General features: G+C 37.4%; 16 protein-coding genes. 5 read left to right on the top strand and 11 right to left on the bottom strand.

Annotated elements, in window-relative coordinates:
* Positions 1-68 precede the first annotated feature (68 nt).
* Positions 69-1,103: a UDP-glucose 4-epimerase GalE gene (gene galE / locus E4T88_RS10825; RefSeq protein WP_135105460.1), complete on the top strand. Its 1,035-nt coding sequence runs from the start codon at positions 69-71 to the stop codon at positions 1,101-1,103.
* Between the two features lie 79 nt (positions 1,104-1,182).
* Here the strand turns inward: galE and E4T88_RS10820 are convergent, their stop codons facing one another.
* From E4T88_RS10820 to E4T88_RS10810, 3 genes are read right to left on the bottom strand one after another with little or no spacing between them, the layout of a single operon-like run.
* Positions 1,183-1,458 (bottom strand): GNAT family N-acetyltransferase, encoded by a 276-nt coding sequence (locus E4T88_RS10820; protein WP_135105459.1) that lies wholly within the window; start codon positions 1,456-1,458, stop codon positions 1,183-1,185.
* 46 nt (positions 1,459-1,504) lie between these two features.
* The gene (locus tag E4T88_RS10815; RefSeq protein ID WP_006841726.1) at positions 1,505-2,089 is read right to left on the bottom strand and encodes an LEA type 2 family protein; all 585 of its coding nucleotides are present in this window, start codon (positions 2,087-2,089) and stop codon (positions 1,505-1,507) included.
* Between the two features lie 33 nt (positions 2,090-2,122).
* Entirely contained in the window at positions 2,123-3,169 is a 1,047-nt protein-coding gene (locus E4T88_RS10810; RefSeq protein WP_135105458.1) for a DUF2027 domain-containing protein, read from the bottom strand.
* A gap of 87 nt (positions 3,170-3,256) precedes the next feature.
* Here E4T88_RS10810 and E4T88_RS10805 point away from each other — a divergent pair, with 87 nt between their 5' ends.
* Positions 3,257-4,480, top strand: coding sequence for an S-adenosylmethionine:tRNA ribosyltransferase-isomerase (locus E4T88_RS10805; RefSeq protein ID WP_135105457.1), 1,224 nt, complete (start codon positions 3,257-3,259; stop codon positions 4,478-4,480).
* Between the two features lie 22 nt (positions 4,481-4,502).
* On the top strand, positions 4,503-5,516 hold the full coding sequence (gene mltG, locus E4T88_RS10800) for an endolytic transglycosylase MltG (protein ID WP_135105456.1): 1,014 nt from the start codon (positions 4,503-4,505) through the stop codon (positions 5,514-5,516).
* 7 nt (positions 5,517-5,523) lie between these two features.
* Here mltG and E4T88_RS10795 read toward each other — a convergent pair whose 3' ends face one another.
* The 5 genes from E4T88_RS10795 to E4T88_RS10775 all read right to left on the bottom strand — a co-directional run bounded on the left by E4T88_RS10795 (position 5,524) and on the right by E4T88_RS10775 (position 10,549).
* Positions 5,524-6,933: an undecaprenyl-phosphate glucose phosphotransferase gene (locus tag E4T88_RS10795; protein WP_135105455.1), complete on the bottom strand. Its 1,410-nt coding sequence runs from the start codon at positions 6,931-6,933 to the stop codon at positions 5,524-5,526.
* 49 nt (positions 6,934-6,982) lie between these two features.
* Complete coding sequence (locus tag E4T88_RS10790) at positions 6,983-7,882, bottom strand: CPBP family intramembrane glutamic endopeptidase (RefSeq protein WP_135105454.1); 900 nt, start codon at positions 7,880-7,882, stop codon at positions 6,983-6,985.
* 4 nt (positions 7,883-7,886) lie between these two features.
* On the bottom strand, positions 7,887-8,744 hold the full coding sequence (locus E4T88_RS10785) for an N-acetylmuramoyl-L-alanine amidase-like domain-containing protein (RefSeq protein ID WP_135105453.1): 858 nt from the start codon (positions 8,742-8,744) through the stop codon (positions 7,887-7,889).
* A 153-nt stretch (positions 8,745-8,897) separates the two neighbouring features.
* Positions 8,898-9,302 carry a DUF5856 family protein gene (locus E4T88_RS10780; RefSeq protein ID WP_006841719.1) on the bottom strand — a complete coding sequence of 135 codons (405 nt, stop codon included), beginning with the start codon at positions 9,300-9,302 and terminating at the stop codon, positions 8,898-8,900.
* A 290-nt stretch (positions 9,303-9,592) separates the two neighbouring features.
* Positions 9,593-10,549: a tyrosine-protein phosphatase gene (locus E4T88_RS10775; protein ID WP_135105452.1), complete on the bottom strand. Its 957-nt coding sequence runs from the start codon at positions 10,547-10,549 to the stop codon at positions 9,593-9,595.
* Between the two features lie 228 nt (positions 10,550-10,777).
* Between E4T88_RS10775 and E4T88_RS10770 the strand changes: the two genes are divergently transcribed.
* On the top strand, positions 10,778-11,839 hold the full coding sequence (locus E4T88_RS10770) for a tyrosine-protein phosphatase (protein WP_135105451.1): 1,062 nt from the start codon (positions 10,778-10,780) through the stop codon (positions 11,837-11,839).
* 85 nt (positions 11,840-11,924) lie between these two features.
* Here the strand turns inward: E4T88_RS10770 and E4T88_RS10765 are convergent, their stop codons facing one another.
* The 3 genes from E4T88_RS10765 to E4T88_RS10755 all read right to left on the bottom strand — a co-directional run bounded on the left by E4T88_RS10765 (position 11,925) and on the right by E4T88_RS10755 (position 15,262).
* Positions 11,925-13,232, bottom strand: a complete 1,308-nt coding sequence (locus E4T88_RS10765; RefSeq protein WP_135105450.1) for an alpha-L-fucosidase — start codon at positions 13,230-13,232, stop codon at positions 11,925-11,927.
* Positions 13,233-13,428: 196 nt separating this feature from the next.
* Positions 13,429-14,292, bottom strand: a complete 864-nt coding sequence (locus tag E4T88_RS10760) for an AraC family transcriptional regulator (RefSeq protein WP_135105449.1) — start codon at positions 14,290-14,292, stop codon at positions 13,429-13,431.
* A gap of 256 nt (positions 14,293-14,548) precedes the next feature.
* The gene (locus tag E4T88_RS10755) at positions 14,549-15,262 is read right to left on the bottom strand and encodes a terminase small subunit-like protein (RefSeq protein WP_135105448.1); all 714 of its coding nucleotides are present in this window, start codon (positions 15,260-15,262) and stop codon (positions 14,549-14,551) included.
* A 271-nt stretch (positions 15,263-15,533) separates the two neighbouring features.
* On the opposite strand from E4T88_RS10755, the gene E4T88_RS10750 reads away from it, so the two are divergent.
* Entirely contained in the window at positions 15,534-19,112 is a 3,579-nt protein-coding gene (locus E4T88_RS10750) for a glycoside hydrolase family 2 TIM barrel-domain containing protein (RefSeq protein ID WP_135105447.1), read from the top strand.
* The last annotated feature ends 52 nt before the right edge of the window (positions 19,113-19,164 follow it).

The raw sequence follows: 19,164 nt of genomic DNA, 5'->3' as shown, positions 1-19,164 counted from the left end.
CAGAGAACTATATAGTTGCAAACAACATGTTTTTTGTATCTTTAAGGCTCAATTAAAAAACACTGAAAATGAAAGGAAAAATTCTTGTTACGGGTGGTGCCGGATATATTGGCTCTCATACTGTAGTAGAGTTACAAAACGCAGGCTACTCTGTCGTTATTATTGATGACTTATCTAATTCGACAGCAGATTCCATTGATGGCATTGAACGCATAACAGGCATACGCCCTATTTTTGAAAAACTGGACTGCAACGATATCGACGGATTGAGAAAATTGTTTACTACTCATTCGGATATCAATGGTATTATACACTTTGCCGCCAGTAAAGCAGTGGGCGAATCGGTTCAAAAGCCACTACTATATTATAGAAACAACCTGAATTCGTTGATCAATCTACTCGATCTGATGCCTGAATTTGGCATCAAAAACATTGTATTCTCATCTTCGTGCACCGTATACGGCGAGCCGGACAAGAATCCGATAGACGAAACAGCCCCGGTGAAGCCGGCGGAATCGCCTTATGGAAATACCAAACAAATAAATGAAGAAATAATAAAAGATGTGGTACGCTCGGGTGCTGATATAAAAAGTACAATACTACGCTACTTTAACCCAATAGGTGCGCATCCATCGACAGAAATAGGAGAGCTTCCAAACGGAGTCCCTCAAAACCTTGTGCCTTATATCACTCAAACTGCAATAGGAGTACGTCAACAGTTAAGTGTATTTGGCGACGATTACGACACTCCTGACGGTTCATGCATTCGCGACTTTATCAATGTTGTAGATTTGGCAAAAGCGCACGTGATAGCAATAGATCGTATGACAGGAAAGAAATCACTGGAAAAAGTTGAAATATTCAATCTTGGTACAGGCGTCGGAGTTTCGGTTCTGCAACTTATCAAAGTATTTGAACAGGTATCGGGTGTAAAATTAAACTATAAAATAGTAGGTCGCCGAGAAGGTGATATAGAAAAGATATGGGCTGATCCTAAACGTGCAAATACCGTACTGGGATGGACTGCCAAAGAAAACATAGAAGACACAATAAAGTCTGCGTGGAATTGGCAATTGAAGCTAAGAGAAAAAGGAATTATGTAATCGCTTCAATATACAATACAAAAAGCAGCTGATTAATCAGCTGCTTTTTTATTAATATCCTTTTTGATAAACATTTCCTTTACGCCAAAAGGTCATTATATTCTTGATGTTTTTGTATATATACTTTTGTATAAGGACATACAGGATGAACTTTCAGTCCGTTTTCGCGAACATAGTCTAACAGATATTTAGTCAGTGCTGCTGCAATACCCCTACCCTCCAACTCTTTTGGAACTTCGGTGTGAGTCACCACATAAACTCCGTCATTCACTCTATAGTCCACAAGAGCGATCTTACCTTCTACTTCTGTCTCAAAACGATTATTGAGTTCATTATGCTTAATATTATATTCCATATTCCCATTTGTTTGGTTACAAAGTATAAACAATCTAACCTTCTGTTTAGTTCCCTCCAAAATTGAATACCAAAGGTATATAGGATGGTGAAGTGATAGGAACATTACCAATAAGGAATGTTGGTTTGAGCTGAACAAAGACCTTCGATTCTTTATTTCCTATACCGATGAAATTTTTAGCAATGTTCACAACCGCATCTTTAGAGTTATTCTTCATCAGAGTTGCCAGGTCTACCCCTATTGCAATAGGCAAGGTTTTGGTTTGTCCCGCTTCAACACTGAGTGCTTGATTCAGAGAGCCAGTAGTAAGCTGAATATCGTCAACACTTATTATGTACTGCAACCCATTCATCATAGCAGCAGACGTATTCGGATTTTTCACATCCAAATTTAATGTAAAATTCAAAGGAATAGAGGAAGCATTTCCACTCAAAATAGAGGTTACTTTTGGTATAGAAGTTACAGAGAGTCCATTCGACAAATTAATACCCGAAACAGTCAAACCCGAGATTGACTTATAGTTATACTCGCAGTTTATCATGTTATATGTACCCGACAAACTCTTTTGAACACTATCACAACTAATAAATATAGCCATGATGATAAGTAGTGATAAGATTTTCTTCTTCATTTTTTAGTCTGTAATTATTACATTTTCTCGAAATTACTTTATAGTGACCATCGTTGCTCCATAGCCGTATTCACGGAAGGAAGCATCTTGATAATATGCTGATTTATATTTTGAGCTTAATTCTTTCAGTATAGCGTTCTTTAGTATGCCATCACCCTTACCGTGTATGAATACAATCTTCTGCCCTTTGTTCCGCTTATTTTCATCCATCACCTCTTTGAATTTGTTGATTTGATATTCAAGAATATCAGAAGAAGACATCCCCTGGGTATTATCGATTAATTCATCCGCATGTAAATCAATCTCAATAATCGTACTTTGTTCTTTTTTTACGATTGGCTGTATGCGAGGACGTTGCGAGACTTCTTTCTCTTGCATAGCAGAAGCTATTTCTTCGGGAGAAATAATAAATTCTTTTTCTGCCAAATCGCGACGAACAATAGAATATAGCATAGCATCATCTTCGAAATAGTCATTTTCTTTAAAGCTATGAAGTTTGTAAAACTTAACTGTATCAATCCGAAGTTCAACAGAATATGCATTTTTTAAAGAATAGGGCTTCCCTTTTTTATACGCAAAAAACTGTAAACAGACCTTCTCTATATCATTCAACTCTGCCTTCTCAAACTCTTCGAGAAAGAGTTTCGTATTCGGCTCAATAACCCCTGTAGCTCTACTAACCCATCCTGCTTCAGCCCTACCCATATAGTTGTACGACAAATAATAGTTGCTGTCATTGATAAGATAGCACTCAAAGTTTGTATTACTAAGGCTCTTTATATCCACAGGCAGATAAGCAAGATTGACAGTCAAGAGCTCTCCCTCTTTTGTCTCCTCGGGCTTATATTCCTCTTCTTGCTTTATCGTTAATGTTTGCTGAACAAACGTTTGCTGAGAAGATTTGGTCGATTGTCTCACCTGCATATCGTTTGCAGGCTCTATCAAGACTGTCTCACGGATAAGAACGGGAATATCAAACCCTTCCTCATCTTCTACCAACACAATATCTTTTCCCTGAAATCCCCGTACAACACCACCACCTGTAGTATTGAGGAAACGAACTTTATCTCCGATCTTCATAAATCTTAATTATTCTTTTTTAAGCTATTATTCAGCTTTTTTATTCACGCAAAGTTCCTTATTTTTGTCGGATAAAAAAAGTAATAAGTGGAAATATCCAGCCCTCAAAAAATACATATTCAAGATTATAATTATAATCTTCCGGATAACCGTATTGCCAAATATCCCCTGACTAAACGGGATAACTCAAAACTTCTTGTATATAAGAACGAGAAAATAACCGATACTGTTTTCAGTAATATAAATAATTTTCTGCCCGAAAATTGTCTTATGGTATTTAACAATACCAAAGTAATACAAGCAAGGCTTCATTTTCAGAAAACAACCGGAGCTCAGATAGAGATATTCTGCCTTGAACCTTGTATACCGAACGACTATCAGCTAAATTTTCAACAAACTGAAAAATGCTCATGGGTATGCTTGATCGGTAACCTCAAGAAGTGGAAAGAGGGAAGCCTTACCCGGCAAATAAATGTAAATGAGCAAATTGTAAACTTCACGGCTACCCGTACAAAATCTCATGGTGACGCTCACGTTATAGACTTCGAGTGGGATAATCAAGGAGTGACATTTTCAGAGCTGCTTGATGCTGTGGGAGAATTACCAATTCCACCATACTTAAACAGGGCAACGGAAGAACAAGACAAACAAACATATCAGACCGTATATTCTAAAATAGACGGATCTGTTGCCGCACCTACAGCAGGGCTTCATTTTACCTCCGAAGTCATGAAATCATTGAAGGATCAGGGCATGAAACTGGCAGAGGTTACTCTCCATGTAGGAGCCGGAACTTTTCGCCCGGTAAAATCGGATGAAATAGGAGATCATGTAATGCACTCTGAATTTATATCGGTACAAAAGAGTTTCATTGAAGAGCTAATAAGATTCGAAGGAAAAGTAATCGCAGTAGGCACAACATCCGTTCGCACACTCGAAAGCCTCTACTATATCGGAGTATCACTCGAAAGCCAAAAGCAGTCACATCTACACGTATCACAATGGATGCCCTACAGTGATTCGAACAACAGGCTATCAAAAAAGGATGCTTTAAAAAATATCTTAGCATATTTAGAGGCGAATTCACTAAGCACGCTGATTGCAGATACTCAAATTATCATTGCACCCGGCTATGAGTTCAAAATAGTAGATGGCATAGTAACCAACTTCCATCAACCTCAAAGTACACTCCTGTTGTTAGTATCAGCATTTTTAGGTAACAATAATTGGAAAAATATATACGAACATGCCCTCTCCTCTGATTATCGTTTTCTAAGTTATGGAGATAGTTCTTTATTATTAAAAGATTAACATAAACTAAAGAGTAAAATTTATGAAAAAGAAAAGTATATATATTATTCTGGCCATTCTTGTTATAGGTTTATTCTTTTATGGATACCGGATTTTTAGTACCGGATTCAATATAGATAAAACTGTATATCTATATATCGATGATGACAAAGATTATAATACATTGCACCAAGAGATAAAGGATAGTGCAAAAATAAAAAGCATTTCGAGCTTTGACATACTCGCTCTTTTATTAGATTACAAATCGAATATAAGAAGCGGACGCTATGCTGTAACGCCGGACATGAGTGTATATGATTTAATAAAAGACTTACGAAGTGGACATCAGGCTCCAGTAAAACTCAAGTTTAATAATATACGGACAAAGGAAGATCTAGCTCAACGCATCTCAGAGCAGCTAATGATAAATAAAGAAACTTTACTTAACACACTGGAAGATTCTACTAAATGCAAAGAACTCGGATTTAATCCTCAAACTGTAGTGGCCATGTTTATACCCAACACGTACGAATATTACTGGGATGTAACCATCGATAATTTTCTACAGCGAATGAAGAAAGAATATGAAAAATTTTGGACTAACGATCGTTTAGAGAAGGCAAAAGAAATAGGGCTGACTCCTGTTGAGATTTCTACGCTTGCTTCTATTGTGGAAGAAGAATGTACATATTCGGATGAATACCCTAAAGTTGCAGGTCTATATATGAATCGTTTACACATCGGGCAAGTATTGCAAGCAGATCCTACTGTGAAGTTTGCTGTTGGCGATTTTAGTCTACGCCGTATTTTAAATGTGCATACCGAAATTGATTCTCCATATAATACCTATAGAGTAAAAGGATTGCCTCCGGGCCCTATTCGTATTCCATCCATCAAAGGGATAGATGCTGTACTGAACTATACAAAACATAATTATCTGTACATGTGTGCAAAAGAAGACTTTTCAGGATATCATAATTTTGCGGCAAATTATCAGGAGCATTTAAGAAACAGGTCTTTATATATCAAGGCTTTGGATGCTAGAGGAATTAAATAATGAATGATCAGAAAGCATTCTGGTCTCCTTTAAAGACGTTTGCAATGGTCAGATAAATGATTTTCAGATCGAGGAAAAATGTCCAGTTTTCGAGGTACCAAACATCTCTAACGATACGACCTTCCATTTCCTCAACAGTCCTGGTTTCGCCTCTATATCCTGTGACTTGTGCCCATCCTGTAATACCGGGCTTCACCAAATGGCGCACCATAAATTTATCGATAATAGAAGAGTAAAGCTCCGTATGCTTAAGCATGTGTGGGCGTGGCCCCACAACTGACATATCATTTTTTAGTACATTGATAAATTGAGGAAATTCATCTATACTTGTTTTCCGCATGAAAGCGCCTATTTTTGTCACGCGCGGATCTCCTGAAGTAGCTTGTAATTTGTCAGCTTCCTTATTCGGGCGCATAGACCTGAATTTATAACAGTTGAAAACTCTGCCTCCCTTTCCTGTTCTTTTCTGCTTAAAAAAGACCGGCCCCTTCGATGTTGCCTTGATTATTGTTCCAAATATGATATAGACAATAGGAAATATTGTAAGAAGGACAAATACAGAAAGAATAAGATCAAAAGACCGTTTTACCAATCTATTAGAAAAATGCTGCAAAGGCTCGTTTCTAAGACTAAGAATTGGAGTAGACTCTAAGAACGTTAGAGCAAAACGCCGCTTTATATATTTATGAAACTCAGGAACTAAATGGAAACGAATCATATTCTTTTCAGAATAAGTAATTAGATCCACTATCGTCTCTTCCTTGTTATTAGGTAAGGTACAGAAGATTTCATCAATCTTCACCTGCTGAACATATGCTCTAACTTCAGACACCTTTCCTAAATAATTTGGCAATACATCTTTCTTATCCGGGTTATCGTCAAAGAAACCCATTACTTTATATCCAAAGTCACTGAACAATAGTGATTCATGTATTTTTATCCCATTCGTACCACCTCCGATTATAACAACCTGCCTATAATTGTAACCTTTTCTACGATAATATTTTAGGGCTATTCTGAAAATAATATGCCAAATAATAAACGATGTAGCAAGGATAAAGAAGCCGATAATCCATGGTATAACAGGGATAGCAACTACGTTGAATACAGAAAATCCGGTAGTAACCAAGAATGCATATAGCGCAATAAATATAGTAGATTTCTGCGCGATATTATCTAAATATATAACATTGGTTGCAATCTGAACATTTACAAAGGAAGCTACAAAAAAATAGCATAGGTTTATAAGCAAAAATGCTATCATGAACTCTTCGGAATACACAGTCGTCATATGTATCGGCTCATGGTAGATATAAAATGCTGTTAAAAAAAATATGTTGATAAGAAGTAAATCGCCAATGCGAATTATCCAATCAATCATAAATCCATATCCGTCTTTTCCTTCTGTTACATTCATAGCACTATATAAATATAAAGATGCAAATATAACTATTTGTCACTAAAACTTAACGTAATTCCGCATTTTCAGGTGTCTTATATCGCTTCTTGTACATAAATATTATAAGGATAACAGTAAAAATAAGGCTAAGTATCGTAATCCACATATTTTTCTCCAAAGAGTAAACACTCAAATCTTCGTATTGAGGTGTTCCATAATATACAAATGCGAGTACAACTCCTATTACATTATTTACAGTATGTACCACAACCGGAACCCAGATTGTCCCTGACCAAACAAACATATAGCCGAGAACAGCTCCGAGTAATACACGAGGTATAAATCCATAAAACTGAAAATGCATTGCACTAAAAACGATCGCAGCTATCCAAACGGCAAAATGTTGATTCTTTACTATTTTTTGTATGATTTGCTGCAAACACCCTCTAAAAAAGAGCTCTTCACCGAGCCCGGCAACCACTGCAATAATTAATAAATTTAGGATAAGCCCGGCCATTGATTTATCGAGGAATAAAAGACCTGTCGTTTTTTCTGCCGCCAGCTCATTCTCTTTCATCCAAGTCTGAATAGCAGACATCGATTCGGGTAATACGATCTGCTGATTATAGTATCCAATAAAATTGATAAGAGGCTGTATTACGACTATTAAACAAACTCCTAATAGTAGAAAAGTAACATTGTAAGATTCATCTATTTTCAGATATTCTTTAGTATTGCTCTGTGACAAAAAAGCAAATACCAGCGAAGGTATAATAAAGAAAAATGAAGCCTGGACAGTCAATGCCATCCTTGTAATCTTTACAGATTGGTTCAATTCGTCCAAGTGTCCACTAAGAGAAATTATTAAAGTTGTAAATATTAGCCCTGAGAAAGCTAAGAAAATAAAAAAGAAAAGTTGGGCCCAACCGCCCATTCCGTATAATAAGCCTTTGTTATTTTGCTCCATTTTATTAATTATTGATCCTGAGTATACTTATTCCTGAACAGCTTTTTGAGTCGGCACAGTACTCAACCAAAGTCTTCTTCTCTATCACAACCTGCTTCTGCTTACTCGACGCATGTATAAAGTGAAGTTCTCCGTTTTGCCAATATGCAACACCTATATGAGAATAGTCAAGACCTTGAAGTGAGGTCGCAAATACAACAATATCACCACTCTCTATTTTTTCTTTATTGTTAGATATAGATTCAACAGGAATAATTCTATAATTATTCCTGTTATTCACTGTTCTTTCTATTTCTTTCATTTTTGAGACATTTGCCTCATTATCTTTCAGATGTTTATACGATTGAGGTTGTCCCGACATAAAACTCAGCGGATGATTTACTATTTTACCTCCGATATCTGTACTGATATTTCTCAATAGATTGTTCCTTTCATTTTCATATATCCAATCACTTGTATAATGAAGACGAGAAGTATAGCCCTTAATTTCTCCGCCACGATAACGCATATTGATTAAACAAGAGCAGTAGTTTTCGAAAGAACTATCTCCTGATTTTATGACACGTGTGAGAGCAATACAATTTTCGACAAAAGTTGTACAGTCCAGCTCTCTAAGATTTATAATGAGAGTTTCATCGCCTGAAGCCTCCAGAGTAGATGCAACATAAGGCTTGCCAAGAAAGAACTTAGCAGTTTTTATCAATAACTGATTAAAGGGAAGGTCTTTCTGTGGTTTAAATTGCTCAATGTAGCGAACAAAAGTCAAAGAGTCTTCTTTCTGATATATTACACCATTATCTCCCTTCATTTGAAAAGGAAGTATGATTAAAAGAGACAAAGCAAAAAATCTATAGAATTTCATAACCTATCATTTAATACTTAGGTATAGTTTTTACCTATTTGCAAATATATGAAATTAAAGATGTTCGTTTTCTCTTTTAAATGAAAAAACGGAAGTCTATTATTCTAGACTCCCGTTTTCAATATTATTATCATTGCGGAAACTATTGGTCAATTATTGGAGACGTTTTAGGCGATAAAGCAATTGCTGTATAGCTTCTTGATAGTCATCTATAATTGCCTGTGTAAAAGCTTCTGCAAACAACTCTCTCTGAGATTCAGTATATTTGAAAAACTCCTCGGCATGTTTTACTATGTCTGCAGGATTAGCTGTTTCAGGAATTACAATATCTAAATCTCCCTTTACTGCATAAGAAGTTTCTACAAGACGATCTGTAACGTCAAGAAGGTCTTCCAAGGCTTGGTCTAATGCAATGTGTTGCGCATAGCTGCCCTTACCTGTAACGTGCCAATGATAAAGTTTTAAACTATTGTTGAAAGAAAACATCTTTCCAACAAATTTTGCAATATCAGCATTTACTGATACATTCTTTTTTTCTTTTAATGTTGAAGTACTCATGATGATAAAATTTATTTATTAAAATTGTTTTTATATAGACAAATATAATAATAAAAAGAGAGAATTCCAAATATATACAATTGAATATCTAGATACTGACATAGACGCTACCTATGATCGTTCTCTCAATACAAGTAACGCATTGCATATTATAAAACGATATAATGCAACTCTTTGTTTACTCTATTAAGCCTATTATGGTGCTGAATGTTTAAAAAAACATAATTCAGGAAGATATTGATATATTACCCCTAGAGTCGATATGATTTTATATCAACTGTGGAAGAATGTTAGTCTAGGTAAAGTCGTCTCATCTTTATAAGATCTACCTTCAACTCCTTAGTAAGGAAATTCATGATAGTCCCATAATCTCGTTTTATCTGGTTAATACCGGCTTGCAAAAACATACGCTTCGCTGTAAAAATAGGTTCCGCTCGTGGATACTTGGCAATGAATGCATCGTATTTATCACTCAGGTATATTTTGGAAGAAAGGTAATCTTGCATAATAGTTTCTTCATCAACTCCCAATGCGTATAGAACAAGAGCAGCTGCCATACCCGCCCTATCCTTACCGGCAGAACAATGAAAGACTAATGGAGCACTCAGATTATTTTGTATGATGGCAAAGAAGATCCGATAAGCTCGCACACATGCCGGGTCACTTACTAGCAGACGGTTCATGTGTTTCATATGGCTGTCGATATTCGTTTTCAGAAGATTCGCTTGTATGCCTTCACTACTCAGGTTACCCGGAGTAATGGCAATGGGATACGTAAATTGAACTGTTGATGGTAAATTATCTCGATAACGTTTCGTTTCTGCTTGTGCCCTAAAGTCTACAACGGATATTATAGGAATACTTGCCAAATAAGCGATATCGCCATCGGTCAGGCTGGACAACTCATCTGCACGAAACAATTTACCCCATTTAGTATATCTACCGTCTTTGGTCTTGAAGCCACCTAAGTCGCGAAAATTATAACACCCTTCCATTGGGAGATGGCGTTCAGACAGATTTAGAATCCCGCCATTGTTATGCAGCTCAAAATAGATACGAATGGATGTGCTCACATTCAAAGGATATATCCCACTACCATTACCGATAAGTATTGGCTCTTTATGGTTTATACTATCGAATGAATCGCCGGCGTATAAGGACCAATTACCTTCAGTTTCCAGTCTGAAACTTGCGGCTTTAGTATACTTATCACGTATTATTTGCGCCTTTAATATAGCCGTATCCATTGATTCCTTAAAGTTTCATTTCTTGATAATGATAGCAAATGCTAAAGAGGATTTTTATAAAACCATGACAAATATACAGAATTAGTTGAAATATTGCTAACTGGCCGATTAAAACAGAGAATATGTAAAAAAAGATAAATGTTTACAAAAAAGACACAAAGTATTGATAAGGATTTACAACTAATGTATCTTTGTTGAAATACAACAGTGTGATAAATAGTTATTTTCATGAAGATTAAGCTAATAAGTTCGTTAATAAGCATACTATTTTTATACAACTGCTCCCCTAACCCAACTACGGTGACAGTAATGTGTGAACAGGATCGTAAAGGAAATTACATCCTGAAATGGGAGTTGTATCCGGAAGTAGACAACACTCCTGTTGAAATATTCGTTTCGGATAATGACAGTTCTTTTCCTTCAAATGCAAAACTGATAACCAACTCGAATGACTACATTGCCGTTATAAAGAATGAATCGGACACTGTTGAAAAACGAAAATATTTCCGCATAAAGGTCGCAGGCGTACTCTCTGAGGTTGTTACAAACCGATTCTTTGAAATGGATAGTATTCAAAACTTCAGAGACATTGGCGGATACATCACAAACGATAACAAACGTGTGCGATGGGGTAAGATATTCCGTTCCGGAAACTTTTTCCGCATGACAACTCATGACAGTTTAGAAATGAGTAGCCTAGGAATAAAAACCGTTATTGACCTCAGGTCGGAGGATATAATGAAGAAAAATATAGAAAGATATACAGCCTTCAAAAACATCCGCATTCCTATTGCTTATAATGGATACAACTCTATATCACAAAAAGTAATGGATGGCCGATTCCTTCGTGGTGATGCTATTATATATACACAGGACACATACAAGGATATGATCAACAACTTTGCCAGTCAGTATGCAGAATTCTTCGACTACCTATGCGATGAAAACAATTACCCGATTGCTTTTCATTGCTACTTAGGCAAAGACCAGTCGGGGCTGGCTACATTCTTCCTGCTCAGAGCACTCGATGTACCTATGGATATAATAGAAGACGACTATATGGCTTCAGATATGGTGATCGACCGCACAAAGCTGGTAAGGAATGCTGATAGCCTTTCAGAATCGCGGCAAGAAGCTTTCACAATGCTTTCACGAACAGATTTAGCATACTTGAAATATGGTATCTCCTGCATCAGAGAAAAACGGGGATCGGTAGAAGACTACATGCTCCATGAATTGAAGCTGACTCCCGAGAAGAGGAAAAAGCTGAAAGCAATATTACTGCACTAAACGAAACAATAAACTTATATAATAACGAGACTTGGATGCAATCAACGGCAAATCCAAGTCTCATTTTTGTATTTGCTATAGCCTGTTATTTTACCTCTACTTCTATAATCGAACTTATATCATCCAGCTTTCCATCGATTGTAAATGTCACATCTCCGGTCTTTTTATCTCTATTCCAAACAAGCTTGAAATCTACATTCAGCCACTTCGCCGACTTTATGTTAGGAATGTTTAATGTAACGGATGGAGTATCTTTCTCCAGAATGTGAATATAATAGGTCTTGCCCTTATTGGTTATTGCTCCCCACGATTGAGGAAGAGTAAAGCCTTGCTTTGTACCATATATAGTATATCCGTACTTATCCATCCATTCTCCCATTTGTTGAAGCCTTTCTACACATTCCGTCTGAATCTTTCCATTCGGCATTGGGCCTACATTCAACAACAGGTTTGCGCCTGTCCCAGCTGTACGGATAAGCAAATGCAAAAGTTCCTTTGTCGATTTATATTTATCATCAGTAATATCAAATCCCCAAGATCCATTTATGGTCTGACATGTTTCCAACGGAAGTTTAGACACCTCTTGTCCACTCAGCCCTCCTTTATTTTCGCCCGGCACATCACGTTCAAATATCTGATAGCTCTCACCCTCAAAAGGAGGTAAGTGATGATTGTTTGCTATCAAACATTCAGGTTGTAGGTGATGAATCAGTTCATATATTTCAGGGTAATGCCAATCAACATAAGTAGACTGATCTGTTCTATTTTCATGTTCTGTCTGATCCCAATGACCATCAAACCAGATACCGGCTATTGGTCCATAATTGGTTAACAACTCAGTCAACTGCGCCTTCATAAAATTAATATAGCTGTTCCAATCACTTTTTTCTGTACGTCCCGATCCTTTTCCTGTACGTCCTGTTTCATACTGATAGTCGGAACGCATCCAATCCAGAATCGAATAATACAATACAAGTTTCATGTCTTGTTTATGACATTCATCAGCTAGCTGCCTAACAATATCCTTGCCATAAGGGGTATTCATTATATTCCAATCCGACTGCTTGGTATCCCAATTACTGAAACTATCGTGATGACGAGAGGTAAACGCAATATATTTCATACCTGCGCTTTTAGCTATCCGAACCCACTCTGCCGCATTAAATTCCTGCGGATTAAAGAAATCTTGGAGTCGCTTATATTCATTCGTTTTTATCGGGCGGTTGTTCATCACCCATTCGCCATCACCCAGCACGCTATAAGGTCCAAAATGGACGAACATACCAAAGCGGGCATCTTCAAACCACTTAACATCGGGTTTTCCGGCTTTCGTTTGTGCGGACAAATTTGCCATAACGAATATTAAAGCAAACAATAAAAAATACTTCTTCATTTTGTTTTTATTTTAGACATTAAGGTCATTCTCAATTTAATTAATATGAGCTTTTTATATACCTGAGGTAGATACAAAAATAAACAATTAGAGTGTCACCCACTTCTACTTTTCCGATAAACCAATAGTACAAATTCGATATTATCTATCACCTATATTTCTCAATATAGTATAAAAACGATCGGCAAGCGTTTAATTATAAATTGTTATATGTCTCTCTGTATTCGCTGGGAGTCTTTCCTATATGATGCTTAAAAACCCTGTTGAAATAAGAGATATTATCCAAAGACAGCTCCATTGCCACATCCCTTATTGGCATATCGGTAGTAAGCAGAAGTAGTTGAGCCTTTTCTATCTTTTTCATGTTCACATATCTGAGGGGTGTGCAGTTCATTTCTTTCTTAAATACCCGAATCAAATGATCTTCGGAAACACAAGCTACATTTGCAAGCTCGGCCAATGTAATATCCTTCCCTGTATTTTCATGTATATACCTGAGTGTATTGCTTATGCGCACATCTTTATTATCCGATTTAGTTTTAGCTAATGTGAAAAATCTGGATATAAGCTGATACAAAATTCCTTGCGTTTCATATCTCGAGTGTATCGACATCTTGCTGTTATCTGCCACATACTGATCAAATGTACGAGGGTTATCATACAGTTTGGGATCATAATGCCTCAAATGCCTTCCCGGATTGATTTCAAGCAATCGCTTGTTGAGCATTAAGCCTAATGAGTCGGATTTAACTTCTATCGGAAAATCGTATTGATCGAATATCGATTCCTTTCTCACCGTTTCTTCATAAAAGTGAATATAGTAAAGCGAAAAGAAGCTATCGCACTCATTGTCGTGCATTGTAAACGGAGGAACAAGATATAGATGATCCGGTTTCAGAGAAAATGGCTCTCCGTTGATGTATGTGATCGCTTTGCCTCCGGTTACATAATATATACGGGCAAAAGGACTATACACTGACTTCCAGTTCCAGTTTGCATTTAGCTCCGAATAACCGACATTCAGCAATATAAATTTAGGTCTTTCTGCGGTTTTAGACATACAGGTTGTCGTTTTTATTTCCCGATTTTATGCAAAGATATTCATTTATTAGGAGAAATTTTCAGTATAAGTGAATGTAAACTTTTAATAAGTACTAAAAAGGATTTATATTCGTCTTTTTCGGATTACCTCAGCATGCTATAATCTTTCTATTAACTAATTAAAAAAAGAATCACGTATTTGTTGCATTAGAAGAAACGCTATGTTGCTCTTTTTACGCTGTGGTTTGAGAAAAAGGTGACAAAAGTGACACTTTTCAGTCCGGTCGTATTATGTCACCTTCTTTCACTTCGCTCCTTTTCACTTTTCGGTACAGATGGGGCGGAGGGAGGCAATAATCTCTGATAAAGACATATTCCGATTCTTCTTTCTTTTGGGTTACTGTTTCGTCGTCCTCTTCAATCTGTACATCCTGCAAATTATCAGAATGCGATATTTTTTCGGTCGGTTCAGAAATAAACTCTTCCTTTTCTATTTTCTTTTCGACTGGTACATTATTATTCATCAGTTTTTCACGCAGCTCATTCAAACTATCTCTCGTTTTGGGGTCTTGTACGATTATCGTTAAAGGCTTGTGCTCTTTGTTCTCTTCTTCCTTTGTTTCGTTGTGCAACAATACCAGCCTGATAGCGTGTGTATCGGGGGCATATTCTTTTTGTCTGACTACCCGGGTTTTCAGTACTAGTTTTTCTGGATTCTCTTTGTCAGGAACATAGGTAGTCCGTATCTCGGTGAGTGTATAACCTTCCAGCTTTTTCTTTAACGATCGGCGGGCAGTGATTGCCAGTGTCTCATCCCTGCTTTCAATTGCCGCTTCTATTGCTTTTCTAAATTCGGGTTTCTTGTCTCTCCATTCATAGAATGATTTGCGCGTTATTTTCAGGTGTTTGCAAATTTCTGTGATAGAGTATGTGTCTTCTTCTATCAGCGAGACAATCTTTTCTGCCAGTTTTTCAGTATACTTTGCCATATCTGTTATAATAATGTTATTTATAATAGATAATTATTTAGAAAAGTGATGAATAAGTAGGGGCAGTGGCTTGTCTCTGCCCGTTTATATTCGGGCGATCACAAGGGATCGCCCCTACAGTTGCCAGAAAAATGAATTGATGAGAGAATATACAATATATCGGGAATGTGGGGCAGCGGTTAGTATTATTATGAATATAAATATTATCTTTAACATTCGAAAAAACACCCTTAAAGTATCAGAAAACAGAATTTATTAAAAATTAAAGCGAATGCGAATTATTTATTTTTGTTTTTTCCTGAGTATGTTAATATGCCCAAAACTCTTCTCTCAGGAAATAAACCCAAACATCTTATACAAGATTGTTAGCCCCTCAGGTTTTGTAGTAGATAACAGAGACGTGCACGACAATGCCGCATCTCTTTATTTGTCCAAAAATGAAAAGAGCAGCCAAGGGCAAGTGTGGAAAATAGAAAAGTTGACAAACGGTTCTTACATGATCTCCAACCCCTTTATTTACAAAAGTATTGACAACAACAATACGACAACAGGGAATGGCAACCCAATCATTCAGTGGGACAGTAACAAGTCAAACATAAACCAGCAATGGCAATTGAATGTAACAGGTACAGGTGCTTTTGCCATCATTCATAAAGCAAGCCAAATGGCACTGGCTTTCACCGGAGAGGATGCCATCGGCGCGCAGTTGTCGCAACTTCCAAACTCTTCTCAAACATGGAGGCTGGTTCCTACGAATATCAAACCGCCTAAAGAGGAAAAGTTAAAACCAAGTAAAAACGACTGGGAGAATGAAACAATCTTTGCAATAAACAAAGAACCCGGACACGTAACTTATATCCCCTTCCCTTCTGTAGAAAGCCTTAAAAAAGATAAAAGCTTCGATAAACCGTGGGAAGAACCGTCATCATCCTTGTATTTATCTCTGAATGGTGATTGGAAATTTCATTGGGTAAAAAAACCTTCGGAACGTCCTAAAGATTTCTATAAGACAAACTATGATGTTTCGTCTTGGAAAGAAATACCTGTGCCTTCCAACTGGGAAATGCACGGATACGGAACACCCATCTATACGAATATAACCTATCCATTCAAGAATAATCCTCCATTTATACAACCGCAAAAAGGATACACCAACGAGATAGAAGTAAATCCCGTAGGATCGTATCGCCGTGATTTTTCTATTCCGGCAGATTGGGATGGCAAAGAAATCATCTTACACTTCGATGGTGTATACAGTGGAATATATGTATGGATCAACGGTAAAAAAGTAGGCTATAGCCAAGGTGCGAACAATGTTGCCGAATTTAACATTACAAATTACGTTAAAGCAGGGACAAACACCATTGCTGCCGAAGTTTATCGCTGGACGGATGCTAGCTATATAGAAGATCAGGATATGTTCCGCCTGAGTGGAATTCATCGTCCGGTGTACTTATACGCAGCACCTAAAGTACATGTACGTGATTACTTCTTACAGTCAGATTTTAAAGGTGATGATTACAGCTCTGCCCTTTTCAAAGTGAAAGCTTCGATAAAGAATTATTATAAAAAAGCATCTCAAGCGACAACTCTAGGTGTATCACTTTTAGATACTAAAGGCAAGGAGGTTGCAAACATCACACAACCTGTTGGAGCATTGAAGGCAAACCAAGAACAGGAATATGATATACAGGCAAGTGTTACGAACCCTTCATTATGGTCTGCCGAAAAGCCGAACCTTTATACTGCAATCATTACCCTGAAAGACAATAATGGAAATGTATTGGAAGCAATGTCCTCGAAGTTTGGATTCAGAAAAATAGAGATCAAGAACAAACGTGTTTATATCAACAATGAACAGGTTTTCTTTAAAGGAACAAACAGGCATGACATTCATCCCAGATTCGGAAAAGCGGTGCCTGTAGAATCGATGATACAGGACATCGTGATGATGAAACAACATAATCTGAATACAATACGCACGAGCCACTATCCTAACGACCCAAGGATGTATGCGTTATACGATTACTACGGATTGTATGTAATGGATGAGGCCGACCTCGAAAATCATGGAAATCATTCGATAAGTGGTATGCCGAGCTGGATTCCTGCATTCAAAGACCGAATAGAAAGAGTGATACAACGAGACAAGAACCATCCGTCCGTCATCTTCTGGTCTTTGGGCAATGAAGGTGGAAATGGCGACAACTTTGATGAGATGTATAAAGTTGCTAAGCTGCTCGATCCATCACGCCCCGTTCACTATGAAGGCAAGAATGAAGTAGCCGATATAGACTCTCACATGTATCCCGATTTGGCACGTATGGCTGCTTTTGACCAAAGAGATACCGACAAACCTTATTTCTTGTGCGAATATGTTCACTCGATGGGGAATGCTCCGGGCAACATTGCCGAATATTGGGATTATATAGAAAACAAATCGCAACGTATGATAGGCGGATGCGTTTGGGACTGGGTAGATCAGGGATTGAACATGTACGGAAAACCGGACAATCAATATTACCTAGGAGGTGATTTTGGAGACAAACCAAATGACTTCGACTTTGTATGTAACGGATTAACAACTCCCGATCGTAGAGTTACAGCAAAGCTGCTGGAGATAAAGAAAATATATCAATACATCAAATTCCGTGAACTATCGTTGAATACAGGCAAAATTGAGATTGAAAACAAGTATGACTTTACCAATCTGAATGAGTTTAATATAAAATGGGAGGTTCTTAAAGATGGGGTTAAATCCGAATCGGGAACAATGCCTTCAATAGACTTAGCACCGAACCAAAAAACGACAATCACTGTCCCATATAATAAAAATCTAGATGCCGGAAGCGAGTATCTATTGAATATATACTTCACACTAAAGAACGATACGAATTGGGAAAAAGCAGGCTACGAAATGGCGTCAGCACAGTTTGCACTGAACGGCAGACAGCCTTTATCTTCGGTTGATACATCATCTATGAGTGACGTACAAGTGAGCACACAAGGTGACAACCTTGTAATAGGCGGCCGTAATTTCAAGACTGCATTCAACTCACAAACAGGCATAATGACTTCTCTTCAATATGGAGGAAAGGAAATGATACACAACCAAAGCGGATTTAACCTCAACTGGTATCGTAGTGTGAATAACGACAAATACACCGATCAGAACTATTATACGACAGAGAATGACAAACCGATGTTCAGTTATCAACTGTCGCCGGACAAAAAATCTGTAACTATTCTGTCTGCCACTACAGCTACAATAAAAAGTCCGAAGGAAGTAAGAATCCCATATACTGTAAAGTATACGATCTACGGAGATGGAACAATTGATGTAGATGCGAATTTCACGTCGCCTTCTGCGGGATCATTTGTTCACCGCTTAGGCTTGCAAGTCGTATTGCCGGAGGGAATGGAAAATGTCCGTTATTATGGACGTGGCCCTCACGAAAACTATTGGGACAGAAAGGTTTCTGCATATATAGGGCAATATCAGACCACCGCAAAAGGAATGGAGCAAGAGCACTATGTGAGAGCGCAAAGCATGGGTAATAGGGAAGAAGTAAGATGGGTTACCATCACAGACCAAAATAAGAAAGGGATTAAAATCCAATCGAAAGACAGGTTAGGATTTAGTGCTCTGCATTTCACCGATCAGGCGTTGTGGGAAGCCGTGCATGATTTCAAATTGAATGAGATCCGTAAACCCGAAGTTTATTTAAGTCTGGATTGTATTCAACAAGGTCTAGGTAACGCAAGTTGCGGACCTCTGCCACTGCCGCAATACATGATTCCGGCTAATCAGAACCTAGGTTATTCGTTCAGAATACAAGGAGTGGAATAAGCAAACATTAACAGAATAGCAAAGGCTTGTAGTGAAAATTCATTACGAGCCT

The organism is Dysgonomonas mossii (assembly GCF_004569505.1).
Classification (GTDB): domain Bacteria; phylum Bacteroidota; class Bacteroidia; order Bacteroidales; family Dysgonomonadaceae; genus Dysgonomonas.
This window is presented reverse-complemented; position numbering and strand designations above follow the sequence as displayed.